We start from the raw sequence: 22,962 nt of genomic DNA on the forward strand, positions 1-22,962 counted from the left end.
TCAATACTCCATGCGCATGGTGGTCGACACAGAACCACTGACCGGTTGAGGCCATCGCAGTTGGATAGTTTCAGGATCAGAGCCCTGTTCCAAATCAACGTATGGAACTGTGTGAATTGTGTGTCCGTCCGTGTTTCGGAGCGGTCCCAATATGGTGATCGTATCACATCCGCGCGCCTTGCCGCCAAAGGGCAATCTACCCTGAGCGGAAATCACCCAGACCGAAGACGCCGATTCCTGGGCGCTTCGAATCCGCAACGGGTTTTCGACCTTTGCATCGATGCCGTTGAAGGTGTTGTTCTCAAAAATCACGTTCAGATGTGCGTAGTGGTTCAGGTCCGCAAAGGTGGTATCGACCCGCTCGGCCCGATCGATACGACCGCTGCTGGAACGAAACTTGTTGCCGGTAACGATCACACCATTCAAATAGTGCCCGGCACCATGTGGGCGGATGACGATCTGGCTGAACCACGGCGCTACTTCGCTGGCATAGAAGATGTTGTCCGAGATCGTCATCGAACTGAACGAATACCCGGAAGTATAGACCGGGTTTGCTTCCCGCTCGTTGGTCCATTCTACAAAGCAATTGTCGACATAGTTCTCTGATATGGTCGAACTATTATAGGTGGCTGTCATGATCAGCCCGGCGCTGCGGACGCCCTGCGGAATGCGATCCCCCTGGAAGAAGTGGTTGCCCAAGACTAGGTTGTTCGAGCCTGCCAGCACCGCAAAATGCAGGAAACGCACAGCGCGATTGTGGCGCAACTTGATGTCATTCGCATTGGCATTCAATGCAATGGAATTGCGATCGGGAACGTTCAAGGCTTCTTCGGTCGACAGAAACTGGCAGTTATCAATTAGCATCCCCTGACACCCGGTGCCGTGCGACGTGATACCGCGATCTTTCGGTCGGCTGATAAAGCAGTTCGTGACCGCGAATGTACTGCCCGACGGCGCAAGCCGGATCGCGCTGGAACGCCCGTTGCACTGGAATTCGATTTCTTCCATGCCAAATTTGCGCAACGTGCTGAAACCACTGAAATCCAGCAGGTATTTGAACGATTGGAAGGTGAAGGTCTGCGTACCCGCTGCATCGAAGAGCGGGTCGTTCAATGTGATCTCGCCAGCACCGACGTCCTTGGAACGCACATAGATTTCACGACCGACACCGTTGCCCTGTACCAGCGCTCCAACCGGGATGTTTGCGATGTTCTCCACATTGGTCAGCGTAGTCGAATTCGCCGGATCATACGTCGCCACCGAGGTGAAGGTTTCCGTGTCCCAGGCCGAGCTGCTTTTGACATCAAACTGCCCGTTGCGGATCACGCGCCGGGTCGAAAAACCGCCCTGTCGGTTAGGGACAGCAGCTGCCATGTCAATCGGCGCCGTGACCGAGATCTTTCGCCCGCCCATGTCCAGCGATTCATGGTCCGAATTGTTCAAAAGCGCCTGAAACGCCTTCTTGAACGCCAGCTCTTCATTTCCGAATGCGGCAATATAGGCTGGCAAATCAAAATTCTTGGTCAACAACAGCATTTTGTCGTCGGGCATTGTGATCGTGCCCTCAAAGTCCATCTCGGACGACATTGAGGTATTCTGCGCCAACAAATACGTGCCCTTGGGCACATAGATCCGGCGGCCGCTGGCGGCCTGATCCGCTGCTTCGAATGCAGCGGAATCGTCCACGACCCCATCCCCGATTGCACCATAGTCGCGCACATCGACGGTGCTGATCATTTCCCGCAGGAAGATACTGGTGACATCTGAAATCTCGATGTCATCGACACGAATGACCGAACCATTTGCGCCTTCGATGTTCAGGCCGAAATGCCCGTAAAGCGCCGCGACACCCCAGGGCATATCCACGCCCGAGCGTTTGCCAGTCCCCACAATGGCCTTGACTTCATGCACCGCGCCATAGCCCGAAAGCTGAGTGGCCGGCCCCTGATCGATCACGCCGGTCACTTGCTGGTCACCAGCTCCACCAGCCCAGGCCGCGACACGGACCTGAGGCAACGGTCCGCTGATTGCTTTTACGCGCGCCTTGATCTGCAGATAGCAGCCCGGGATCAGGGGCGTCTGCCCCATGTAACGCAATTTCTGCGTTGCCTGCACTTTCAGGATTTCAAGGCAACCGCTGAAATCCGGGTCCGCCGGAACATATGCTCCTGTGCCCGAGCCACCATAGGTGGGCGAACCCGGTGTTCCGTCGCCGCTGGACCAGACGTTCAAACCGTTCGCAAATGCGGGTGGCATGAAAACGATGCCGTCGGTGATTGCCTTGTTCATAGAAATCCCTTTCCCAATCGCGCAGCAGACCACCGCGCGCATAAACCCATTGCTCGGGGTCGCCCCGAACGCAAAAGCCTGAGTATCGAAGAGGGATTAACCGCCGCTCATACCACCGTGACGGTGGTGTTGCGTCACGCCGCCGGGTCCGAGTTACCCAGCAGTTGCACGCCATTGATCTTCCAGCCGTTCTGTTGTTGCACCATCTGATAGTCCAGGATGTGAACCTGCCCTTTGCCGTCGGTGATCATGACCTTTTGCCACAAGGCGCCTGCGACCTCGCGCAGTTCGAGAAAGCGAACCTCGGAAGGTCGCCAGACCATAGGATAGCCATTGCGGACCATGGCTCCAAAATTCTCGGGCGTCCGGAACAGGTTCTGGATGTTTGGGCTGGCGAAGGTAAAGGCTGTGACAAAGTCATCCGCCTTGAACGCCTGTATCTGCGCCGCAATGTTGGCTTCGATCTCATCACTCTGGGCAAACGCACCCGAGGCCAGTCCGGCGCTGAGTGATATGGCAAGCAGTAATCGACGCATGGGGCCACCTCCTGCTTAAAGGGTAGCCCCACACAGTATCGGGTCAAATCAGACCAGTTCTCCGGCCAGCGCCTTGTCAATCAACGCGATGGTTTCCGGCACGCCATACAGCGCGATAAAACCACCAAACCGCGGACCTTGCGACGCGCCCAGCAACACCTCGTAAAGTGCCGTGAACCAGCCACGCATAGGATCGAACCGCTCGCGCCCGATCGAATAGACCACCGATTGCAGCGCCTCATCCTCAATTGGGCCATCATAGACCTCAAGGGCGGCTTTGAGCGCTTCCAGAGCTTCACGTTCCTGATCGGTCGGCGCGCGGTGCTGGCGGGTGGGCTTCACAAAGTCGTTGAAGTACCGCACTGCAAAACCAGCCGCCTCATCCAGATCGGGATGCGTTTCCGGCGTGGCTTCGGGCGCGTACCGACGGATAAAGCCCCACAGAGCCTCTTTGTCCTCGGCCCCCGACACGGACGCCAGGTTCAAGAGCATTGCGAACGGTACGATCAGTGTAGATTCCGGAACGTTTCCGCCATGAATATGCCAGACCGGGTTGTTCAGTTGTGCTTTCAAATCCTGCCCCGGATACGCCCGCAATTGCTGATGATACTCATCATAGGCTTTCGGGATGACGTCGAAATGCATCCGCTTGGCCGTCTTGGGTTTCTGGTACATGAAATATGCCAGAGACTCGGTCGGCGCATAGGTCAGCCATTCGTCAATCGACACGCCATTGCCGGACGATTTCGAAATCTTCTGCCCGTTTTCATCCAGGAACAGTTCATACGAGAAATGCTCGGGCGCACGCCCGCCCAGCGCACGACAGATCGCGTCATAAATCTTTTCGTTGGTCGCGTGTTCCTTGCCATACATCTCGAAATCGACGCCCAGTGCCGCCCAGCGCGCACCGAAATCCGGTTTCCACTGCAGCTTCACGTTGCCGCCGGTGACAGGTAGCGTCCATTCCTTACCGTCTTCGTCGTCGAACGTGATCGTGTAGGTTTCGGCGCAGACCTTCTTCATCGGGACATAAAGAACACGGCCGGTCTCGGGGTGGATCGGCAGGAAAATCGAATAGGTCTGCTGACGCTCTTCGCGCAGACTTTTCAGCATGATGGCCATCACGTCATCATACCTTTCAACTGCCCGCTTCAGGATCTCGTCGAATTGACCCGAGCGATAGAAATCGCGCGCCGAATAGAATTCGTACTCGAACCCGAAAGTATCGAGGAACCGCCGCAGCATAGCGTTGTTATGCTCGCCAAAGCTGGGGTATTCGCCAAACGGGTCCGGCACCGAGGTCAATGGGCGCTGCAGATGCTCCTCCAGCACCTCGGGGTTCGGTACGTTGCTGGGCACTTTGCGCATTCCGTCCAGATCGTCCGAGAAACAGATCAGCTTGGTCGGGATATCCGACAGCGCCTCGAATGCGCGCTTGACCATTGTGGTCCGCGCGACCTCGCCAAAGGTTCCGATATGCGGCAGCCCCGACGGACCATAGCCAGTCTCGAACAGCACATATCCCTTTTCCGGAGCCGCTTTCTGATAGCGTTTGAGCAACCGGCGCGCCTCTTCAAAAGGCCAGGCCTTGGACGTCATAGCGGTTTCACGCAGTTCAGACATTTGATTTACAGCTCCATCGGGAAAAAACAGCGCCGATCACCTCATGCAACCGACCGACCCCTCCTATTGTGCCGGTGCAGCATGAGTCAATAAAGCGCGCTGTTTTTCCTGACGGGAAACCGCAATTGCGACGGTTCAGGCAGTCAACTGATCGAGTTTTGCCGCCCAGATAAAATCGTTTTCGCTGAGCCCACCTATTTCGTGCGTGGTCAGCTTAACATCCACATATCCCCACCCGAACGAGACATCAGGGTGATGCCCCTGTTGATCGGCAAGCCACGCGCAAAGGTTTGCAAGATAGGTGGCCTTTGCAAACCCTTTGAACTTGTAATGCCGGCTTAACATCTTTGCGTCCGCATCCAACGTCCAGTCTGATGAAAGTTCGGCCATGTGAGTGTTGGCCTCTTCGCGAGTCAAAGCCGGGACACCGCCGGAACAGGGCACACAGGTTCGATCCGATAGGCTGCAGGTTTCTCCTGAAAGTGTCATGATCCGTTCACTCCGCTGCGGTTGCTTTTTCCGGAAACTTGTTCGGCAGCAACCCAAGTGACTGCGCCTGACGAACATCTGCCAACAGGTCTCGCTCGGCGGCTGCAAACAGCTCCTCCGGCGAGTTTAGCACGAAATAACCCATCTGGTGCATGTCGATCCGATACGGCGTCCGCAGGATCGTCATGATATCAAACGGATCCCGATCAGGAACGTCGCATTCGACGGCATACACAAGCTCGGTCGGTGACGATGCAAGACCCGACCCAAGCGCTTTGATCTCACCATCCTGACGTCGCAGTCCGAATTCAATCGAGAACCAATACAGCCGGATCAGCCAGGAATAGTCTTTGTCACCGGCCTGGACCCCGGCCTTCCCGATAGCGTGACTGAAGGCCGCGAACCGAGGATCACTCAACAAAGGCGTGTGCCCGAAAATCTCATGAAAGATGTCCGGTTCCTCGATATAGTCGAAATCTTCGCGCGATCGGATAAAGGAAGCGGCAGGAAAAACCCGGTCTGCCAACATCCCGAAGAAGGTCTTGAACCCGATCAAAGCAGGAACCGGCTGAACTCGCCAACCGGTCATATCCAACAACCGCTCAGAGATGTCAGCGCAGGAGGGAACGCTCGTTTTTGGCAAATCCAGACGCGCCAGCCCATCCAGATAATCCCTGGCCATGTAGCGTTGAACATTCGCCTCCTGAGCAGCGTAGAGATCCGCCCAGACGGCATCCTCCTCTGGCGTGTATGCAATATGGCCGCGCTCATCGGCAACTTTGGCGACGTATTTGGTCGACTTGGGCATTACTTCTCCTCCTCAGGAAAAGTATAACCGCGCGCGCCGAGAATTTTGGTTTGGATTACCGGCACTTTCCCAGTAATTTGGCAAATATATATCATTGGATCACCTTTTATGAAACAAACCCTTCAACCCGCTGATATCGCCATATTGCAAGAGCTTCAGACCGATGGCCGGTTGTCCATGCAGGATCTCGCAGACCGCACCGGGCTGTCTGCCTCACAATGCTGGCGACGCGTGCGCGATCTGGAGGCCGCAAAAATAGTGTCGGGATACGCCGCGCAGGTGCGCGCCAAATCGGTTGGCCTGAACGCCATCGCCTATGTCCACGTGGCCCTCCGTGATCATCAGGAAGAAAGCATCAACGCCTTTCTCCGCCTGATCGAGACCGAGCCTCAGATCGTCGAATGCGCCTCGATCACCGGGGATCATGATTTCATTCTTAAGGTCTATGCCAAAACCCCCGAGGCGCTTGAGCATTTCATCATGCAGCGGCTATTAAAGTCGGGCCTTGTGCGTGACACACGCAGCAATTTCGTGCTGCGACAGACCAAAACACGAGGCCCTCTGCCCATTCTCTGACCGCAATCTAGGCAAAATCCGTTGAACCTGCCCGGCAGCCCTCCTATCGTGCGCTTTCAAAACAGCCCAATCAGGACGACACCATGACCGAACAAGTTCCACACCCGATGTCCCCGCAGGATTGCCTTGTTGCGATCATGGTTGCGGTATCCGCGTCTGATGAAACGATCCGCACGGCCGAGCTGGTCAAAATCGAAGGCGCCGTGAACATGCTGCCGGTTTTTGCCGAATACGATATCGACCGGACTCGCCGCGTTTCGCAAACCGTGTTCGATCTGTTCGAACAAGAGGACGGGTTGGACGCACTATTCGGATTGATCCGGGAGAACCTGCCGGAACGGCTGAACGAGACCGCCTATGCGCTGGCTTGTGACGTCGCTGCTGCAGACGGTTCCCTTGCTGAATCCGAGCTGCGACTGCTTGAAGAAATCCGTTACGAACTGAACATAGACCGGCTGCACGCCGCCGCGATCGAGCGTGGCGCTAGGGCACGCCACACAACCTGATCTCAGCTACCGGCCAACGATCCCCAGCGCTCGATCAGGGCGCGCTGCAACTTACGCGACCGATTGTTCCAGCTGCGCGCACCTTCCGGCCGCTCGCGATGCGCGCGCGGGATGGTCGCGCGGTGGTCGACATCGGCGGTAAAGATGGCAAACGCAAGGTCCGATCCGCCCGGTGTGGTGATAAACCCGCCCAGACCGGATACGAAATTCAGCGTGCCGGTCTTTGCATCCACCTTGATCGGGTGATCCTTGACCGGCCGCCCCTGACTGTCCGCTAGCGTGAATTTCTTCAGCAACGGCCGCAACGTGCCCGCCTTTTTCGCAGCGACCAGGGCCGTCACCAGATCGCCGGGCGCCATGCGGGATGCATCCCCCAGCCCCGAGTGATCCACCATCGCGATCCCTGTCACACCATAAGCCTCTAGCGCCCAACGATTCATCTCGGCCGCTGAATCAGCCAACGATTCCAACGTTGCGCCACGAGCGCGTGAGGCCGCCATACCGACCATTTCCGCCGTCAAATTGGTCGAATACTTCAACATGCCGCGTAGAATGCTATCCAACGGATCGCTTTGATGCAGCACAAGCACTGTTCCCTGCGGCGCTTCGCGTGTGACTTGCACCCGCCCCAGCACGATTCCGTTCGCGCGTGCCAGGGTTTTAAAGACATCGCCCGCGTACAGCGCAGGCTTGCGCACGGGCAACCACCGCGCACCGCCACTTCCCAACGCTCCTTTGGCCACCGTCCATCGGTCCTGCCGCGCGCTGGGTTCATATGTGTAGATCGGTAGCTTGCGGTTCTCGACGCGCATAGACGCCATATCGACCGAGGGCGTGTAACGCGAGCTGCGCGCATCCATGGTCACGTCGTAACGGGTGCCGTCGCGTTTCCATTCAAAATGCACACGGTTAAAATTCAGCGAAATGCCACTGATCGACGGGCTATAGCCCAAATGATCAGGTTGCCCCGGGTCGATGCTGAACACGTAGGGCAGCGCCCCCTCATAAACTTTGAACGCGCCCTGCACCTCGGCAATCCCAGCCTCGCGCAAGTTGGCCGCCATTGTGGCCAAGGCGTCCGTGTCCAGCAACGGATCACCACCGCCCACAAGGATCAGGTCGCCTTTGAGGATTCCGTTTTCGATGGGACCATCCGCCATCAGCGCCGTTTCGAACCGGTAGTCGGCACCAAGAACATCCAACGCATATAGCGCGGTCAACGCCTTGGCGACACTGGCCGGAGGTAATCCCTGACCGCCTCCGTACTCCTCGACCTGCGCACCAGTCTCAGCGTCGGCCACTGCGAACACCACCTCACCGCGCAGCCCTGCCGCCTGAACCAGCCGTTCGGCCCCAGAGGGCAGATCTCCGCGCAAATGCGGTCGCAGCGACACCAGAGGTGCCTCGGCCAAAACCACGCCGGGGATCAAAGCCGCCCCCAGCCCTCCTAGAAATCCACGTCGAGAAAACCGATCAGCCATGGGTCAAATAAAATCTCACAGATCAAATGCGCACAACCATTGATATGGATTATGCGCGCTTTGGGGCTATTCCGGCAACACCTTGCCGCCCCATCCGCCGCGCGCCCGGATCTGACTGGAGCTGACATCGACCATTGGCACGTTCACAAAACACCACGCCGGCGCCTCTGCCCTACCCAACAGGTGGCGCGCCTGCCCATCGATCCGGTACTTTCCGTACAACCGCGCCGCCGGGGACATCCGCGCCGAAATTCGGTCACCCGGCCGCGCGATCACGCCTACCGGTATGCTGTCCATTATCGTCCGCCAGTCTTTCCATTTGTGGAACTGTGCCAAATTGTCCGCGCCCATCAACCACACGAATTTCACCTGGGGGTACAGACGTCGCAATGCGACCAGAGTATCCGCCGTCGCGCGTGTCCCGGTTAGTGCTTCTATGTTGGTCACCTCGACCCGCGGATGCGAAATCATGCGCCTCGCCGCTTCCAGCCGCTGCTCCAACGGCGCAGGTCCTCGTGCCTTCAGCGGATTGCCCGGCGATACCAACCACCAGACGCGATCCAGCCCAAAGGCTTTCATCGCCTCAAGCGTCACATGCACATGGCCCCGATGCGGCGGATCAAAAGATCCACCGAAAAGCCCGATGACCTGCCCCGGCCGCGCATATGGAATGTCGTGTCGCTCCATTCCTCGCTGATGTTCAGAACTGTGCGGGGATGTCAATCAACAGGTTGCACCGAATCACCTAGCTGAACTCGTCCCGGCGTGACAACTTCGGCGCACCACCCGCCATGCCCGCGCACGGCGGAATAGCCGCCCTTACCCAGCGCTTCCTCCATCCGGCTGCACGGCGCGCAGATCACGGTAAATCGCAGAATGGCCCCACCCACCTGCACCTCACGCCCCTTGAGCGCCGCCAGATTGATCCCCGAAACCACCAGATTGCGCCGCAGGGTTTCCGGTGCTATCGACCCTTGCCCAAGATAAGAGCCAATCGCCGCCAGATGTTCCTGCTGCATCATAGTCACGGCCCGTTTGCCTGCGCGGCTGCGGTCACCTTCGAAGCCGTCGGGTGAAATCAGAGCGGTTTCAACCGACCGCATCTCTTCTCGCCGTGCTGGCCGTAGTGCGATCCAGTCAACACGACCCGGCTGCGCCCAACCAGCAATGAGATCTTTCAATGACATCAAAGGCTCCGAGATTTTCACACCTCCACTCATCTAGCAGTCTGACCGTTCCCGAGGCAGCCGCTAATAGTAGCGCTGATTGATTTGTGAATTGCAGCCAAACATGCGCCTGACCATACCCGAACCCAAAATCAAGCTCTACAAAGATGGGTTTGACGAGCACGACAAACTCTCACGCAAGCCCACCGGCGACAAACTGTCGGAACTGGTGGAGCGCATCGACGATCCATTGGTGATCGCTTTGGACGGAGCGTGGGGATCAGGAAAATCGTTGTTCCTAAAGTGTTGGGTTGGTGAACATCTGAAACGCGAAGAGAACACGACACAGACCGTCTATTTCGATGCGTTCAAGTATGACTATCTGGATGATCCGCTTGTTGCCTTGACCGGAGCAATTGCTGATCGGTTTCGAACACCAGAAAATCAACAGCATGTAGAAAGCGAAAAGCGGGCACAAAACCTTAAGAAGACTGCGTGGGCTGTAAGCAAGGCCGCGGGGCGAATTGGGCTATCTGCAGTCACTTTCGGTGCAACCGAAATTCTCAGCGATTTGGGTGATGAAATTGCTTCGGCCGTAGGCGAAGAAGCTAAGGCATTCCTCAACAAAGAAACCGGCAACGAACAAGCTGAGCATTTTTGGGACGCGCATAGAGCGAAAATGGCAGCGATGGAGGCCTTTCGTCTCGCACTGATCGAATTAACCGAACCCGAGACAAAAGATAGCGAGGAAAGACCCGCAAAGAAGCTTGTGATTATAGTAGACGAACTGGACCGCTGCCGCCCAGATTTTGCTCTTTCTTTACTGGAAGTTATCAAGCACTTCTTTAATGTCGATGGCGTTCACTTTATTTTGGGTGTTAACCTTAGCGAGTTACGAAACAGTGTGATTGCTCGGTATGGCAACAAATCCGATGCACAGACCTACCTGCAAAAATTCGTAACTTTGACGCTTCGCCTACCAGAAAAAAACACATATTTGCAGCCGATCCCGATTTGGGTCGAGCACTTTCAAAAAGCAAGCGAACAAATGCAGTTTCCCGATAGGGCAAAACCGCTGTTGGAACCCGTCGAAGTTATTCTAATAAGCTTAAGAATGGACAGGCCTGTTTCACTTCGGGACGCCGAAAGAGTTCTAACAACCTTAGCTACGATCCCAAGGCTTCAAGAGGGATTTAATGCCATATTCCTTGCCGGTTTAGCGACCATGGCAGTATTTAAGGTGTTCTTGCCGGAAACCTATTACCGATTTCGGGACAACGAAGACGCAAACTTTCGATACTTAGATTACTTTGACAAAGAAAAGATTTTAAGCACTCACACCGGTGGTCGTGTCGAGCTGACGTGGCGGGCCATCCAAGACTTCTCGACGTTGACCGAGGAAGATAAAACAACGATTAGGCAGACAGATTTTATGTATGGGGAAAACCTCATTAAAGATTTGCTAGCTAAAGTATCTAAAGACCTGCTCGAAACCTTTCAGTTTTATGATACTTGACGTCCATTGCCCCCACCCACCGCATCCGCTATCACACCGCCCAACTTGATTTCCCCGACCCAGAGGACGCGACATGGCCGCCTATCAATATGTCTACCACATGCAGGGTGTCTCCAAGACCTATCCCGGTGGCAAGAAGTGCTTTGAAAACATCCACCTCAGCTTTCTGCCCGGCGTAAAAATCGGTGTCGTCGGCGTCAACGGCGCCGGTAAATCCACGCTGATGAAGATCATGGCGGGCCTCGACACCGATTTCACTGGTGAGGCATGGGCGGCTGAGGGCGCCAAGGTCGGCTATCTGCCGCAGGAACCGCAGCTGGATGAATCGCTGACCGTCCGCGAAAACGTCATGCTGGGCGTGGCGGCGAAGAAGGCCAAGGTCGACCGGTTTAATGAGATCGCCATGGAGATCGCCGAAAACTACTCGGACGAGCTGATGGAGGAGATGACCACCCTGCAGGACGCCATCGACGCCGAGAACCTTTGGGACCTAGACAGCCAGATCGACGTTAGCATGGAGGCGCTGCGCTGCCCACCGGATGAGGCCAACATCGCCAACCTCTCAGGTGGTGAGAAACGCCGCGTGGCGCTCTGCAAACTGCTGCTCGAAGCGCCCGACATGCTGCTCTTGGACGAACCGACCAACCACCTGGACGCCGAGACCATCGCCTGGTTGCAACAGCACCTGATCGACTACAAGGGCACCATCCTGATCGTCACCCACGACCGCTATTTCCTGGATGACATCACCGGCTGGATTCTGGAACTCGACCGCGGCCGCGGTATTCCTTACGAGGGCAACTATTCCGCATGGCTGGAACAAAAGGCCAAACGGCTTGAGCAGGAAGCCCGCGAGGACAAGTCCAAGCAGAAGACCCTGCAACGTGAATTGGAATGGATGCGTCAGGGCCAGAAAGCCCGTCAGGCCAAATCCAAAGCCCGGATCAACGCCTATAACGAACTGGCCGAGCAGTCCGAGCGCGAAAAGCTGACCCGCGCCCAGATCGTCATCCCCAACGGCCAGCGCCTTGGTGGCAAGGTGATCGAGGTTGAGGGCCTATCGAAACACATGGGCGACAAGCAACTGATCGAAGGGCTGGACTTCGCCCTGCCCCCCGGCGGCATTGTCGGCGTCATCGGCCCGAACGGTGCCGGTAAATCGACCCTGTTCAAGATGCTGACTGGCCAAGAACAGCCCGACGGCGGCACCATCACGCTGGGCGACACGGTTGAGCTGTCTTATGTCGACCAGTCCCGCGACGACCTGAAAGACAACGACACCGTGTGGGAAGCGATCACCGGCGGCGCCGAGATAATCCAGCTGGGTGACGCGCAGGTCAATTCCCGCGCCTATTGCTCGTCCTTCAACTTCAAGGGCGGCGATCAGCAGAAGAAGGTCTCGCTGCTGTCAGGCGGTGAGCGCAACCGCGTCCACATGGCCCGTCTGCTGAAAGAGGGCGGCAACGTCCTGCTGCTCGACGAACCGACCAACGATTTGGACGTCGAAACCCTGCGCGCGCTGGAAGACGCGCTGGTCGATTTCGCTGGCTGCGCCGTGGTCATCTCGCACGACCGCTTCTTCCTCGACCGGATCTGCACGCATATTCTGGCCTTTGAGGGCGATGCCCATGTAGAGTGGTTCGAGGGCAACTTCGAAGATTACGAAGAGGACAAAAAGCGCCGTCTGGGACCGGACGCGCTGGAGCCCAAGCGGTTGAAGCATAAGAAATTTGCACGGTGAGCAATTGCGCCAACGATTCGGCAGTGAATTCTCCTTTTCGCAGTCTTGATACTTAAGAGCACAACTTGGAGTATTTTGCTTGCCGTCTAAGACTATCGCAAAAGCGCTGACATTCCTATTCTTAGCATCCTCGGGACGGGCGGAAACGTTGCTCGTTCCGGCGATTCCGGACGGTCTGGCGAATGCGACTGCGGTGTTTGACTCTTTAGTATTATATAACGGCGAGGCTGTAGGAAAATCCCCGCAGCTTTACTGGGGAGAAGTGCTTGGGAAGAGATTCATGGCACAGTTCGGAGCGCCGCCTGCCAAACGCATGTTTCCAATGACCATCGCGGTCGATGAGTTGCCTGAGCCGGTGGTTCACTTGCTCGCAAATACACTGACTGCAGATCATTGCTCAAAAGCTGAACTCAGTGGAATCAACGTTGACTGGGCGGATACTGCAATTCGTTTTGAGGGTGAACCGTTCGACGGTGGCTGGTCAGTGAAAACAGCGTGTAGAGAAAAGTTAGAATTGGAATGAGGGGCATGGGCTAGGAAATCCTTAACAAACTTCCCCTTGCCACATCCCCACCCCGATGCCATATCAATGGCGCTTACGTTTTTCTATTTCGACCCACTGTCCCCGATTCCGGCGCTCAGTCTATCGATCCAGACAACGACGCCGGGCTGCCGCAACACCGTGGGCAGCGCTAAACAGGAGACAACGGATATGCCCGCAGGCACCGTAAAATGGTTCAACACCACCAAAGGCTACGGCTTTATCGCACCCGAAGATGGCGGCAAGGACGTGTTCGTACACATCTCGTCCGTCGAGCGTTCGGGCCTGACCGGTCTGGCCGACAACCAGAAAGTCACATACGAGCTGCGCTCGGGTCGTGACGGCCGCGAAAGCGCGGACAATATCGAACTGGCATAAGTTCATGAAAGGGCAGAGGTTTCCTCTGCCCTTTTCTTTTTAGGCAGGGCACAGCTGCAACAGAAGTGTGTCCCCACGATTACATCACAAATCAGTTACTCTCCCCCAATGATTGACCAGATCGGTTATCATTCCGACACTGGTTTACGATTTTTCTGTTGTCCTCAAGAGAACCGATATGTTCACACGCCGCACTTTCCTTGCAGCTTCCGCAGTAGCGGGCCTGACGCCCGGCATCGCTCTGGCGAAGACGAAAGCTGTTGAATACGACCCCACACCGCAGTTTGTCCGGGTCAAAAAGCAGTTCCAGCCGGGACAGCTCCTCGTGGCACCCCGGTCGTTTTACCTCTACCTGATTACCGAACCTCGCAAGGCAATCCGGTACGGATGCGGCGTTGGAAAGGCCGGATTGGAGTTCACCGGCACGGCCACGATCGACGTCAAGAAAGAGTGGCCGACATGGCGGCCTACCGACGAGATGATCGAGCGGGAGCCGATCACCTATGCCCGATTCAAGGACAATGACTATGTCCAGCCCGGCGGAGATGATAACCCACTCGGAGCGCGTGCGCTGTACCTGTTTCAGAATGGCGTCGATACCTATTTCCGCATCCATGGAACAACGCAGCCGCAGACCATCGGACGCGCAGCCTCAAACGGGTGTATTCGAATGCTGAACGCGCATGTGATTGACCTTTACGCGCGGGTGCCGATCGGAACGGTTGTCACGGTGGTCTGACGCCCTCAGGGTCCGGACCAGTCGACGTCTGTCGCCTCTTCGATATGCAGCAATCCGTCAGGCCAGGGCAGTGTCAATGCCTTGGCCTGTTCTTCGGAACCGGTAAGCCAGGTCTGAACACCAGCGCGGTCCAGCAGGACTCCCATCCGGTGATGAATGGGTTCCACATCTGCATTCGGGGCGCATGTTACGGCAGCGAACTGGTCGACGTGCAGACCACCCGGAGCGTTCCATCTGTCGGTAATCGCCGCAAAGAACAGAGGTGAGCCATCTGCCGCTTTGATCCGCCACGCGGTTTTGCGGCGTTTGTCACCGGTCCACTCATACCACCCGTCCACCGGCACCACCGCGCGGCCAACGCCCTCGAAGGCCGTCTTGTCAAAGACAGTCTCGGATCGGGCATTGATGATGGTTTCCATCACGGGTCGCCCGCGGGCATTTACGCGGCCGACGGGGATCATACCCCAGCGCATTGGTTTAAACCCAGCCTCCGTCAGTACAATCACTTCCTGGCCTGGCTGTATGTTTCGACGCGGTGGTTGAGGGCCGATACCGTTCGGGATGTTCAGCATTTGGGCAATCTCGGACATGGGTCGTGTCAGGAAAAATCGCCCCGGCATTGCTCAATCCTGCCCGGCAGACGCATCGACCAGCTCCAATACAGAAGGGCCGAGCGCTTCTACGATCAGCGCGACACCTGCTTTGTTCGGGTGGATACCGTCAGGTTGCATGAAAGGCCTTACTGCGCTGGGATCACCGTTCGATTGTAACCCTTCGAAGAAGCTTTCCGCAAACAGCACCTGAAACTCTTGTGCTAACTCCGGGTACATCGCATCAAAGGCTTGTTTGTAATCGGTGCCATAGTTTCCCGGTGCCTGCATTCCGATCAACAGAACCTCAACATCAGCCATACGCGCAGTTTTGACGATTGTCTGCAGGTTGGCGCGCGATAGGGCTGGATCTATCCCCCTCAGCAGATCGTTCCCGCCCAGCGCCACGATCATTCCATCCACATCGGGCGTCAGTGTCCAGTCCACACGCGCAGCGCCACCGGCAGTTGTATCCCCGGAAACGCCGGCATTGATCAGGCGTACATCCGCACCCTGATCTTTCAGCCATTGATCCAACTGAGGGACAAAACCATCCTGTTCCGGTAGTCCGTAGCCCTGAGTGAGCGAATCTCCAAGTGCCGCAATGACCACTGGCTCCGCTGTGGCGGCAAAGCCGCAACACACAAACAGTACCGACATCAAGGCCTTGCGCATTTTGCGAACCGCTCCATATCCCAATTGACCGCCCCCTCTTGGAAAGATCTATGACGACACCTGTTCTTTCGCTTAAAAATGCCGCTTTGTCGCTGGATGGCAATGCTGGTCGGGTGAATATCCTGCATGACATTACCCTGACCGTGCAAAAGGGCGAAACGCTGGGGCTGGTCGGGCCGTCAGGATCGGGCAAATCCTCGCTATTGATGCTGATGGGCGGTTTGGAACAGGCGACCGGTGGCAAGATCACAGCCCTTGGTCACAACCTGACCGAAATGGACGAAGACGCTCTGGCGCGTTTCCGGCGCAACGCGATGGGGGTGGTGTTCCAGAATTTCCACCTGATCCCAACCATGACCGCGCTTGAAAACGTGGCCACACCGTTGGAACTGGCCGGACACAAGGATGCGTTTCAACGCGCCGAGGCCGAATTGGATGCTGTAGGCCTTTCCCACCGGCGCGACCACTACCCGGCGCAATTGTCGGGTGGCGAACAACAACGTGTGGCGCTTGCCCGCGCCGCGGCGCCGCGCCCGCAGATTTTGCTGGCGGACGAGCCCACAGGAAACCTCGACGAAGCGAACGGCGCGGCCATCGTGGATTTGCTGTTTGGCCTGCGCGACAGACACGGGGCCACGCTGGTTCTGGTGACGCACAGCCACAGCCTTGCTCGCAAATGCGACCGGGTGGTCCGGTTGCGGGATGGGCGTATCGCGGAAGAAACACATCAAGAGGCTGCGGAATGAGCCTCCGCCTCGCCGGGCGTCTGGCACGCCGGGAACTGCGTGGAGGGTTGCGCGGGTTTCGCGTTTTTCTGGCCTGTCTCGCGCTTGGTGTAGCCGCGATTGCCGCCGTTGGGTCAGTCCGCCATGCGATCCAGGCGGGTTTGACCAAGGAAGGCGCGGCCCTGCTGGGCGGGGACGCTCAATTGGAGTTCACCTACCGGTTCGCAACGGATGACGAACGCGCATGGATGGACCGGACCGGGACCGATGTGTCCGAGGTGGTTGATTTCCGGTCCATGGCTGTTTTCGAACAAGGCGCCGAAGCGCAACGCGCGCTCACCCAGGTCAAGTCGGTGGATGACACATACCCCTTGTTGGGATCACCCGTTCTTGAACCTGCAATGCCGCTTTCGGACGCACTGGGCACGCATCAGGGCCTTCCCGGGGCGATTATGGACCCGTCGCTGATTGATCGGCTTGGCCTTACGGTCGGAGATCGCTTTGCCCTCGGCACGCAGGAGTTCGTTTTGACGGCGGCTCTGATCCATGAACCGGACGGGGCCGCGGACGGTTTTGGACTGGGTCCGCGCACGCTGGTCAGAACTGAGGACTTGGAGGCATCGGGTTTGTTGGCACCGGGAACGTTGTTTTCCACGAAGTACCGGTTGAACCTGTCTTCGGACACCAATCTTGAACGCCTGTCGGTTGAGGCGCAGCAGAATTTTGATGGCACCGGCATGCGCTGGACCGATGCACGAAACGGCGCGCCGGGGATCGCGGAGTTTGTTGGACGGCTCAGCGCCTTTTTGGTGCTGGTTGGACTGTCCGGTCTGGCTGTCGGCGGCATCGGCGTATCTGCCGCTGTGCGCGCCTATTTGTCTCAGAAGACGGAAACCATTGCGACGCTGCGCACTTTGGGGGCAGACAAGGCGACTATTTTTCAGACCTATATGATCCAGATCGGTGTTTTGTCGGGGATCGGCATCCTGCTTGGCGTGGCCTTGGGCGGAGCTCTGCCCCTGTTGCTCGCACCGCTGATTGAAGCCAGCCTTCCGGTACCTGCTGTATTTTCGCTGTATCCTGCGCCTCTGGCAGAAGCCGCGCTTTACGGGCTGCTTACGGCCTTTCTGTTCACGCTCTGGCCTCTCGCCCGCACCGAAGAGGTGCGCGCAGCGACCTTGTTCCGCGACGCGCTGACTTCGGCCCAGGCGCTCCCCCGAGGCGTCTATGTCATTGCGACCGGAGCGGGCTTAATCCTGCTGGTCCTATCGGCCGCCTGGTTCAGCGGCTCGGCGCGTCTGACCCTCTGGACCGCCGGCGGGCTGGCAGGCGCGCTGCTGTTGCTGTCTGTTGCCGCCTTTGCGGTGCGCAGGCTAGCGCGCATAAGCACCCCATCGGCGCGCGGACGCCCGGCCCTGCGGTGGGCTTTGTCAGCCATTTCCGACCCGCGTGAAGGCGCTGCATCTGTCGTGCTGTCTTTGGGGCTTGGGCTTTCGGTCCTGGCCGTCGTCGGTCAGATTGACGGCACCCTGCGCAACGCAATTTCCGGAAATCTACCGGATGTCGCCCCCTCTTATTTCTTCGTCGACATACAAAAGGACCAGATGCCGGGCTTTTCCGAGCGTCTGACGTCCGACCCGGCAGTCAGCCGGATCGAAAGCGCGCCGATGCTGCGCGGGATCATCACACAGATCAACGGCCGACCCGCGCGCGAGGTAGCAGGCGACCACTGGGTTCTGGATGGTGACCGGGGTGTCACCTATTCGGTCCAACCGCCCGCAAACACGCGCATTACCGCCGGAGAATGGTGGGACGAAGACTATTCAGGCGCGCCGCAAGTAAGCTTTGCGGCCGAAGAAGCTGAGGAAATGGGTCTGAAACTTGGCGACCAGCTGACAGTCAACATATTGGGGCGGGACATAACCGCAGAACTTACGTCCTTGCGCGAGGTGGATTTCTCGAACGCTGGCATGGGCTTTATCATGTCATTGAACCCGTCGGCATTGGCCGGTGCTCCGCACAGCTTCATCGCGACGGTCTATGCCGAGGAACAGGCCGAAGCCGCGATACTGCGCGATTTGGCAGGGCAATTCCCCAACATAACCGCGATCCGGGTTCGCGACGCCATTGACCGTGTGTCCGGCCTGCTGGCAGGGATAGCGGCCGCCACCTCCTATGGCGCGGGCATTTCCCTGCTGACGGGTTTCCTGGTCCTGATCGGCGCAGCCGCCGCCGGAGAGCCCGCCCGCCGGTACGAAGCCGCGATCCTCAAGACACTCGGCGCGGATCGGCGTAGAATTCTGCTCAGCTTTGCGTTGCGCGCCCTATTTCTGGGCGCTGCCGCAGGTGGCGTTGCCCTGCTTACAGGCATTCTGGGGGGCTGGGCGGTAGCCACCTATATCTTCGACACCGGGTTTTCCGTCATCTGGACGTCCGCGATCGGTATCGTATTGGCAGGCATCATCGTGACGCTCGGCGCAGGGCTGATCTTTGCATTGCGCCCCTTAGCCGTTCGTCCTGCAACTATCCTGCGCGCCAGCGATTAAGCGACGCGCGCGCAGGCGACCGGTTGCAGGATTTGCAGCAGATGATCGTTGTCGCACACAAGGGCGTCCAGGGTGATCTCGTCCAGCGAGGCGTAGAACACCTCTGCCGCGTCCTGCAGCGCCAATCGCAGACGGCAGGCGTCCGTCAACGGGCATGTGTTGTCTGCATCCGCAAAACACTCGGCCAAGGGCAGATCGCCTTCGACATGACGGAACACCGACCCGATGCGTATCTGATCAGCCGACCGGCCAAGCATCATGCCACCATTGCGTCCGCGCTGGGTGCTGAGATAGCCTAGTTGGCTAAGCTGATTGATCACTTGGGCCAGATGGTTCTCGGAAATATTGCACACTTCGGCAATTTCAGATTTCGTGACCAACCTGTCCTGATGCGCCGCGCAGTACATCAGCAAGCGCACTGCAATGTTCGTTCGTTTGGTAATCCGCATAGGGGCCTCCCTAAAATCAAGATGCGACCTTATTGCATGTCCGGCAAAAAAGCGGTTTGACATACATCAATCGTCAGGAAAGGACCGAACGGCGCATGGCAGACCCCTATTTCTTTGGTTACGGCAGCCTCGTGAACCTTGCGACCCACGACTTTCCCGACGCGCGTCCAGCCCGGTTAAAAGGATGGCGGCGCGCCTGGCGGCATACCGACCTGCGCCCGGTTGCCTTTCTGACGGCCGTGCCGGACGCAGAGTCAGAGATCGAAGGCATGATCGCCCACGTCCCCAAAAACGACTGGGCCGCATTGGACGAGCGGGAATGGGCGTATGACCGGGTCCCCGCGACTCAGTCGGTTACACACCCGTTGAAGCATGAGGTCGAAATTGCCGTCTACGCGGTGCCGCACGGCCGCCACAACGCTCCGACCAATCGCCACCCGCTTTTGCTGAGTTACATCGACGTGGTCGTTCAAGGCTATCTCCGCGCGTTTGGCGAGGACGGAGCGGATCGTTTCTTTGCCACCACCGATGGTTGGGAATCCCCGATCCTGAACGACCGCGCCGAGCCCAGATACCCGCGCCACCAGCAGTTGAAACCGACCGAGGTCGAGTACGTGGATGACCGCCTCAACCGTATCGCTGCGCGGATCGTGCAGACGGCATAGAAAAAGGCGGGATCGTTTGACCCCGCCCTTCAGCTCAATATCATTGGACGCTTAGCCGCGCGCGCGGATCACCTGCAGCAATGGCAACAAGGTAGCCATCTCAGGCCCACGCTCCATACCGGTCAGCGCCTTGCGCAGCGGCATGAACAGGCCTTTGCCTTTACGGCCCGTGGCCTCTTTCACGGCGCTGGTCCATTTGCCCCAGGTTTCGCCATCGAACGGATCGTCGGGCAGCAGGGTCATTGCCTCGGCGATAAAGTCACGATCCTCATCCGCAATCAGAGGCTCGGCCCCGTCACGGCACAGCTCCCACCAGCCCTTGAGATCGGCCAGAGTGGTGATGTTCTCACGCGCCATCGCCCAGAACGACTCGGCCAGATCAGCTGGAACGCCCGCCTCTGCCACAGCCTCGGCCACATCGGCCAGCGGTAGGGACTGCAGGTGCTTCGCGGTCAGCGGGAACAGGTCCTGAACGTCAAACTTAGTCGGCGCCGCGCCAAAGCGGTTCACGTCGAAGCCTTCGATCAGTTCTGCCATGTCGGACCGCAGCTCGACCGGATCGGACGAGCCCAAACGTGCCATCAGGCTCAGCAGCGCCATTGGCTGCACGCCCTGTTCGCGCAGATCGCGTAGGGCCAGCGTGCCAAGACGTTTCGATAGCGCCTCACCTTGCGGGCCGGTCAGCAAGGAATGGTGGGCAAAACGCGGGCAGTTGCCGCCCAGCGCTTCGATGATCTGAATCTGCGTCGCGGTGTTGGTCACGTGATCCGAGCCACGCACCACATCCGTCACGCCCATCTCGGTATCGTCAACCACGGAGGCAATCGTATAGAGAACCTGACCGTCGCCGCGGATCAGCACAGGATCAGATACCGATGCGGCGTCGATCGAGATGTCGCCCAGAATGCCGTCATTCCATTCGATCCGCTCGTGATCCAGCTTGAAGCGCCAGACACCATTGCCACGCTCGGCGCGCAGGGCCTCTTTCTCAGCGTCCGACAGGTTCAGCGCAGCCCGGTCATAAACCGGCGGCTTGCCCATGTTCAATTGCTTCTTGCGCTTCAGGTCCAGCTCGGTTGGCGTCTCGAACGCCTCATAAAACCGACCCATCTCGCGCAGCTTGTCAGCGGCTTCGGCATAGCGGTCCAGTCGATCCGACTGCCGCTCAACCCGGTCCCAGTGCAGGCCCAGCCACTCCATATCCTGTTTGATGGCGTCGACATATTCTTCCTTCGACCGTTCAGGATCGGTGTCGTCGATGCGCAGGATGAACGTGCCGCCTGCTTTGCGGGCGATCAGATAGTTCATCAGGGCGGTGCGCAGGTTGCCCACATGGATGTAACCGGTGGGCGACGGGGCAAAACGGGTGGTTGTCATAGGTGTCTCCTGTTGGCGCGGCTCTTGTCACAAAGGCGCGTTTTTGTCCAGCAGGGGTTTCAGGTCGGCTCGACGGGCCAATGTTGGTTGAGGTCTTTCAACCCGGCTCGGATCAGTTCGGAAAGAACGTCCATATCGATATCCGCCAGCTTGTTCACGTAGAGACAGGATTTGCCCAGCTTGTGCTTGCCCAATCGGGACAGGATATCCCCGAAGTCCGCGTATCCGGGCATGATATAGATCGACAATGCCGTTTTGCGCGGGGAAAAGCCAGTTGCCAGAAAGTCGCCTTCGCGCCCGGTTTTGTACCGATAGTGGTAACGGCCGTACCCAACGATTGATGTCCCCCACATCACAGGTTCAAACCCGGTGGTTTTTCGAAACAGCAAGTTTAAAGCGCACGCATCTTCCGCTTTTTTCGCGGGCTGAACGGCAGAAAGAAAGCTGTCGACACTTTGTCCGGTAGGGACGGTCTTATTCACAGATCGCGACATAAACAAAAATTAACACGTAATGTTCATCCACGCAGCCCATTTGAAAGATGTATAAACTGGCAAGAGACTTGCGCTGACCTAACTCACCTATTGGTGTTCTGACAGGGAGAACCAAAATGACCATCAAAATGACACGCCGCGCAGCCCTAGGCACCGCGGCAGCTTTGCCGTTTGCCGCAGCCGCCGCACCGGTTCTGGCGGCCGGAACTGAGACCAAGGCAAACTCGACCATCGCCAAGTCCTTTAAGCTGGGCGATTTTACCGTAACCACTCTGCTGGATGGCAGCCTGCCCCGCGACGGAGCGCAGGAGATCTTTGGTGGTGGCGCTTCGGACGAAGACTTTGCGAAAGTGTCGGCGGATAACTTTATCACACCGGATGTCGCGCAATTCTTCTTTACCCCGACACTCGTCAACACCGGGTCAGAGCTGGTTCTGTTCGACACAGGGCTGGGACAAGGCGGTATCCAGGCAGCACTGGCGGATGCCGGTGTCACCCCGGATCAGATTAATGTTGTCGTCATCACCCATATGCATCCCGATCATATTGGCGGCATGACCACCAATGATGCGCCGACCTTCCCGAATGCGCGCTATGTGACAGCGTCTCCGGAATACGATTTCTGGGCAGCGCAGGACGCGGGCAATCGTGTCGGCGATCTGGTCGCAGCCAAGGTGACGCCGTTGGCCGAGAAAATGACCTTTGTGGAAGACGGTGGCGAAGTGGCATCCGGGATTACCGCTACTGCAGCTTACGGGCACACGCCGGGTCACACCGTCTATCACCTGGAAAGCAACGGTCAACGCCTGGTGCTGACAGCAGACCTAGCAAACCACTATGTCTGGTCCTTTGCCCATCCGGAATGGGAGGTTCGCTTTGACATGGACAAGGCCGCAGCCACCGCATCCCGCCGCAACGTCCTGGGTATGTTGGCGGCAGACAAAGTCCCGATGATCGGCTATCACATGCCGTTCCCGGCGGCTGGCTTTGTCGAGACACGCGGCGATGGGTTCCGCTTTGTCCCGGTCAGCTATCAGATGATGGGCTGATAC

The 22,962-nt window shown here is 57.8% G+C and carries 24 protein-coding genes; 11 read left to right on the forward strand and 13 right to left on the reverse strand.

Features of this window, described 5'->3' with window-relative positions; translation table 11 throughout:
- The 5 genes from ACR0J0_RS11275 to ACR0J0_RS11295 all read right to left on the reverse strand — a co-directional run bounded on the left by ACR0J0_RS11275 (position 1) and on the right by ACR0J0_RS11295 (position 5,745).
- Complete coding sequence (locus ACR0J0_RS11275) at positions 1-2,289, reverse strand: glycosyl hydrolase family 28-related protein (RefSeq protein WP_480663970.1); 2,289 nt, start codon at positions 2,287-2,289, stop codon at positions 1-3.
- Between the two features lie 134 nt (positions 2,290-2,423).
- Positions 2,424-2,825 (reverse strand): DUF4864 domain-containing protein, encoded by a 402-nt coding sequence (locus ACR0J0_RS11280; RefSeq protein ID WP_480663972.1) that lies wholly within the window; start codon positions 2,823-2,825, stop codon positions 2,424-2,426.
- A gap of 48 nt (positions 2,826-2,873) precedes the next feature.
- Entirely contained in the window at positions 2,874-4,448 is a 1,575-nt protein-coding gene (locus ACR0J0_RS11285) for a lysine--tRNA ligase (RefSeq protein ID WP_480663974.1), read from the reverse strand.
- A 135-nt stretch (positions 4,449-4,583) separates the two neighbouring features.
- Positions 4,584-4,937 carry a 4a-hydroxytetrahydrobiopterin dehydratase gene (locus ACR0J0_RS11290; RefSeq protein WP_480663976.1) on the reverse strand — a complete coding sequence of 118 codons (354 nt, stop codon included), beginning with the start codon at positions 4,935-4,937 and terminating at the stop codon, positions 4,584-4,586.
- A 7-nt stretch (positions 4,938-4,944) separates the two neighbouring features.
- Positions 4,945-5,745: a phenylalanine 4-monooxygenase gene (locus tag ACR0J0_RS11295; protein ID WP_480663978.1), complete on the reverse strand. Its 801-nt coding sequence runs from the start codon at positions 5,743-5,745 to the stop codon at positions 4,945-4,947.
- Positions 5,746-5,853: 108 nt separating this feature from the next.
- Here ACR0J0_RS11295 and ACR0J0_RS11300 point away from each other — a divergent pair, with 108 nt between their 5' ends.
- Together ACR0J0_RS11300 and ACR0J0_RS11305 are read left to right on the forward strand one after the other, a co-directional pair.
- Positions 5,854-6,321: an Lrp/AsnC family transcriptional regulator gene (locus ACR0J0_RS11300; protein WP_480663980.1), complete on the forward strand. Its 468-nt coding sequence runs from the start codon at positions 5,854-5,856 to the stop codon at positions 6,319-6,321.
- 83 nt (positions 6,322-6,404) lie between these two features.
- Positions 6,405-6,827, forward strand: a complete 423-nt coding sequence (locus tag ACR0J0_RS11305; RefSeq protein WP_480663982.1) for a tellurite resistance TerB family protein — start codon at positions 6,405-6,407, stop codon at positions 6,825-6,827.
- A gap of 2 nt (positions 6,828-6,829) precedes the next feature.
- Here the strand turns inward: ACR0J0_RS11305 and dacB are convergent, their stop codons facing one another.
- From dacB to ACR0J0_RS11320, 3 genes are all read right to left on the reverse strand, one after another.
- On the reverse strand, positions 6,830-8,308 hold the full coding sequence (gene dacB, locus ACR0J0_RS11310) for a D-alanyl-D-alanine carboxypeptidase/D-alanyl-D-alanine endopeptidase (protein WP_480663984.1): 1,479 nt from the start codon (positions 8,306-8,308) through the stop codon (positions 6,830-6,832).
- A 66-nt stretch (positions 8,309-8,374) separates the two neighbouring features.
- Positions 8,375-8,995 (reverse strand): nicotinate-nucleotide adenylyltransferase, encoded by a 621-nt coding sequence (locus tag ACR0J0_RS11315; protein ID WP_480663986.1) that lies wholly within the window; start codon positions 8,993-8,995, stop codon positions 8,375-8,377.
- 32 nt (positions 8,996-9,027) lie between these two features.
- Positions 9,028-9,495, reverse strand: coding sequence for an MOSC domain-containing protein (locus ACR0J0_RS11320; RefSeq protein ID WP_480663988.1), 468 nt, complete (start codon positions 9,493-9,495; stop codon positions 9,028-9,030).
- A 103-nt stretch (positions 9,496-9,598) separates the two neighbouring features.
- Here ACR0J0_RS11320 and ACR0J0_RS11325 point away from each other — a divergent pair, with 103 nt between their 5' ends.
- The 5 genes from ACR0J0_RS11325 to ACR0J0_RS11345 all read left to right on the forward strand — a co-directional run bounded on the left by ACR0J0_RS11325 (position 9,599) and on the right by ACR0J0_RS11345 (position 14,389).
- On the forward strand, positions 9,599-10,990 hold the full coding sequence (locus tag ACR0J0_RS11325; protein ID WP_480663989.1) for a KAP family P-loop NTPase fold protein: 1,392 nt from the start codon (positions 9,599-9,601) through the stop codon (positions 10,988-10,990).
- A 73-nt stretch (positions 10,991-11,063) separates the two neighbouring features.
- Positions 11,064-12,731: an energy-dependent translational throttle protein EttA gene (gene ettA, locus ACR0J0_RS11330; protein WP_480663991.1), complete on the forward strand. Its 1,668-nt coding sequence runs from the start codon at positions 11,064-11,066 to the stop codon at positions 12,729-12,731.
- Between the two features lie 79 nt (positions 12,732-12,810).
- A complete protein-coding gene (locus tag ACR0J0_RS11335) occupies positions 12,811-13,254 on the forward strand; it encodes a hypothetical protein (protein ID WP_480663993.1) in 444 nt (147 codons plus the stop codon).
- 189 nt (positions 13,255-13,443) lie between these two features.
- The gene (locus ACR0J0_RS11340) at positions 13,444-13,650 is read left to right on the forward strand and encodes a cold-shock protein (protein WP_155149991.1); all 207 of its coding nucleotides are present in this window, start codon (positions 13,444-13,446) and stop codon (positions 13,648-13,650) included.
- 178 nt (positions 13,651-13,828) lie between these two features.
- Positions 13,829-14,389: a L,D-transpeptidase gene (locus ACR0J0_RS11345; RefSeq protein WP_480663995.1), complete on the forward strand. Its 561-nt coding sequence runs from the start codon at positions 13,829-13,831 to the stop codon at positions 14,387-14,389.
- Positions 14,390-14,394: 5 nt separating this feature from the next.
- On the opposite strand, the gene ACR0J0_RS11350 is transcribed toward ACR0J0_RS11345, so the two are convergent.
- Together ACR0J0_RS11350 and ACR0J0_RS11355 are read right to left on the reverse strand one after the other, a co-directional pair.
- A complete protein-coding gene (locus tag ACR0J0_RS11350) occupies positions 14,395-15,009 on the reverse strand; it encodes an SOS response-associated peptidase (protein ID WP_480663997.1) in 615 nt (204 codons plus the stop codon).
- Positions 15,010-15,012: 3 nt separating this feature from the next.
- Entirely contained in the window at positions 15,013-15,654 is a 642-nt protein-coding gene (locus tag ACR0J0_RS11355; RefSeq protein WP_480663999.1) for an arylesterase, read from the reverse strand.
- A gap of 50 nt (positions 15,655-15,704) precedes the next feature.
- Here ACR0J0_RS11355 and ACR0J0_RS11360 point away from each other — a divergent pair, with 50 nt between their 5' ends.
- Both ACR0J0_RS11360 and ACR0J0_RS11365 read left to right on the forward strand, forming a co-directional pair.
- Positions 15,705-16,400 carry an ABC transporter ATP-binding protein gene (locus tag ACR0J0_RS11360; protein WP_480664001.1) on the forward strand — a complete coding sequence of 232 codons (696 nt, stop codon included), beginning with the start codon at positions 15,705-15,707 and terminating at the stop codon, positions 16,398-16,400.
- Entirely contained in the window at positions 16,397-18,925 is a 2,529-nt protein-coding gene (locus ACR0J0_RS11365; RefSeq protein ID WP_480664003.1) for an ABC transporter permease, read from the forward strand. The genes ACR0J0_RS11360 and ACR0J0_RS11365 overlap by 4 nt, the downstream gene beginning before the upstream one ends.
- Here the strand turns inward: ACR0J0_RS11365 and ACR0J0_RS11370 are convergent.
- Positions 18,922-19,374, reverse strand: coding sequence for an RrF2 family transcriptional regulator (locus ACR0J0_RS11370; RefSeq protein WP_480664005.1), 453 nt, complete (start codon positions 19,372-19,374; stop codon positions 18,922-18,924). The two genes, ACR0J0_RS11365 and ACR0J0_RS11370, sit on opposite strands and share 4 nt — an antisense overlap.
- 95 nt (positions 19,375-19,469) lie before the next feature.
- Between ACR0J0_RS11370 and ACR0J0_RS11375 the strand changes: the two genes are divergently transcribed.
- A complete protein-coding gene (locus ACR0J0_RS11375; RefSeq protein WP_480664007.1) occupies positions 19,470-20,039 on the forward strand; it encodes a gamma-glutamylcyclotransferase family protein in 570 nt (189 codons plus the stop codon).
- 51 nt (positions 20,040-20,090) lie between these two features.
- On the opposite strand, the gene gltX is transcribed toward ACR0J0_RS11375, so the two are convergent.
- Both gltX and ACR0J0_RS11385 read right to left on the reverse strand, forming a co-directional pair.
- A complete protein-coding gene (gltX, locus tag ACR0J0_RS11380; protein WP_480664009.1) occupies positions 20,091-21,416 on the reverse strand; it encodes a glutamate--tRNA ligase in 1,326 nt (441 codons plus the stop codon).
- Between the two features lie 59 nt (positions 21,417-21,475).
- Entirely contained in the window at positions 21,476-21,910 is a 435-nt protein-coding gene (locus tag ACR0J0_RS11385; RefSeq protein WP_480664011.1) for a DUF1801 domain-containing protein, read from the reverse strand.
- Positions 21,911-22,026: 116 nt separating this feature from the next.
- On the opposite strand from ACR0J0_RS11385, the gene ACR0J0_RS11390 reads away from it, so the two are divergent.
- Complete coding sequence (locus ACR0J0_RS11390; protein ID WP_480664013.1) at positions 22,027-22,959, forward strand: MBL fold metallo-hydrolase; 933 nt, start codon at positions 22,027-22,029, stop codon at positions 22,957-22,959.
- The last annotated feature ends 3 nt before the right edge of the window (positions 22,960-22,962 follow it).

It is taken from the genome of Ruegeria sp. BF12 (assembly GCF_056538705.1).

Excerpts from the sequence above, each read along its gene's own strand:
- ACR0J0_RS11275 (WP_480663970.1), bottom strand. The coding sequence starts at position 2,289 with ATGAACAAGGCAATCACCGACGGCATCGTTTTCATGCCACCCGCATTT.
- ACR0J0_RS11280 (WP_480663972.1), bottom strand. The coding sequence starts at position 2,825 with ATGCGTCGATTACTGCTTGCCATATCACTCAGCGCCGGACTGGCCTCG.
- ACR0J0_RS11285 (WP_480663974.1), bottom strand. The coding sequence starts at position 4,448 with ATGTCTGAACTGCGTGAAACCGCTATGACGTCCAAGGCCTGGCCTTTT.
- ACR0J0_RS11290 (WP_480663976.1), bottom strand. The coding sequence starts at position 4,937 with ATGACACTTTCAGGAGAAACCTGCAGCCTATCGGATCGAACCTGTGTG.
- ACR0J0_RS11295 (WP_480663978.1), bottom strand. The coding sequence starts at position 5,745 with ATGCCCAAGTCGACCAAATACGTCGCCAAAGTTGCCGATGAGCGCGGC.
- ACR0J0_RS11300 (WP_480663980.1), top strand. The coding sequence starts at position 5,854 with ATGAAACAAACCCTTCAACCCGCTGATATCGCCATATTGCAAGAGCTT.
- ACR0J0_RS11305 (WP_480663982.1), top strand. The coding sequence starts at position 6,405 with ATGACCGAACAAGTTCCACACCCGATGTCCCCGCAGGATTGCCTTGTT.
- dacB (WP_480663984.1), bottom strand. The coding sequence starts at position 8,308 with ATGGCTGATCGGTTTTCTCGACGTGGATTTCTAGGAGGGCTGGGGGCG.
- ACR0J0_RS11315 (WP_480663986.1), bottom strand. The coding sequence starts at position 8,995 with ATGGAGCGACACGACATTCCATATGCGCGGCCGGGGCAGGTCATCGGG.
- ACR0J0_RS11320 (WP_480663988.1), bottom strand. The coding sequence starts at position 9,495 with ATGTCATTGAAAGATCTCATTGCTGGTTGGGCGCAGCCGGGTCGTGTT.
- ACR0J0_RS11325 (WP_480663989.1), top strand. The coding sequence starts at position 9,599 with ATGCGCCTGACCATACCCGAACCCAAAATCAAGCTCTACAAAGATGGG.
- ettA (WP_480663991.1), top strand. The coding sequence starts at position 11,064 with ATGGCCGCCTATCAATATGTCTACCACATGCAGGGTGTCTCCAAGACC.
- ACR0J0_RS11340 (WP_155149991.1), top strand. The coding sequence starts at position 13,444 with ATGCCCGCAGGCACCGTAAAATGGTTCAACACCACCAAAGGCTACGGC.
- ACR0J0_RS11345 (WP_480663995.1), top strand. The coding sequence starts at position 13,829 with ATGTTCACACGCCGCACTTTCCTTGCAGCTTCCGCAGTAGCGGGCCTG.
- ACR0J0_RS11350 (WP_480663997.1), bottom strand. The coding sequence starts at position 15,009 with ATGCCGGGGCGATTTTTCCTGACACGACCCATGTCCGAGATTGCCCAA.
- ACR0J0_RS11355 (WP_480663999.1), bottom strand. The coding sequence starts at position 15,654 with ATGCGCAAGGCCTTGATGTCGGTACTGTTTGTGTGTTGCGGCTTTGCC.
- ACR0J0_RS11360 (WP_480664001.1), top strand. The coding sequence starts at position 15,705 with ATGACGACACCTGTTCTTTCGCTTAAAAATGCCGCTTTGTCGCTGGAT.
- ACR0J0_RS11365 (WP_480664003.1), top strand. The coding sequence starts at position 16,397 with ATGAGCCTCCGCCTCGCCGGGCGTCTGGCACGCCGGGAACTGCGTGGA.
- ACR0J0_RS11370 (WP_480664005.1), bottom strand. The coding sequence starts at position 19,374 with ATGCGGATTACCAAACGAACGAACATTGCAGTGCGCTTGCTGATGTAC.
- ACR0J0_RS11375 (WP_480664007.1), top strand. The coding sequence starts at position 19,470 with ATGGCAGACCCCTATTTCTTTGGTTACGGCAGCCTCGTGAACCTTGCG.
- gltX (WP_480664009.1), bottom strand. The coding sequence starts at position 21,416 with ATGACAACCACCCGTTTTGCCCCGTCGCCCACCGGTTACATCCATGTG.
- ACR0J0_RS11385 (WP_480664011.1), bottom strand. The coding sequence starts at position 21,910 with ATGTCGCGATCTGTGAATAAGACCGTCCCTACCGGACAAAGTGTCGAC.
- ACR0J0_RS11390 (WP_480664013.1), top strand. The coding sequence starts at position 22,027 with ATGACCATCAAAATGACACGCCGCGCAGCCCTAGGCACCGCGGCAGCT.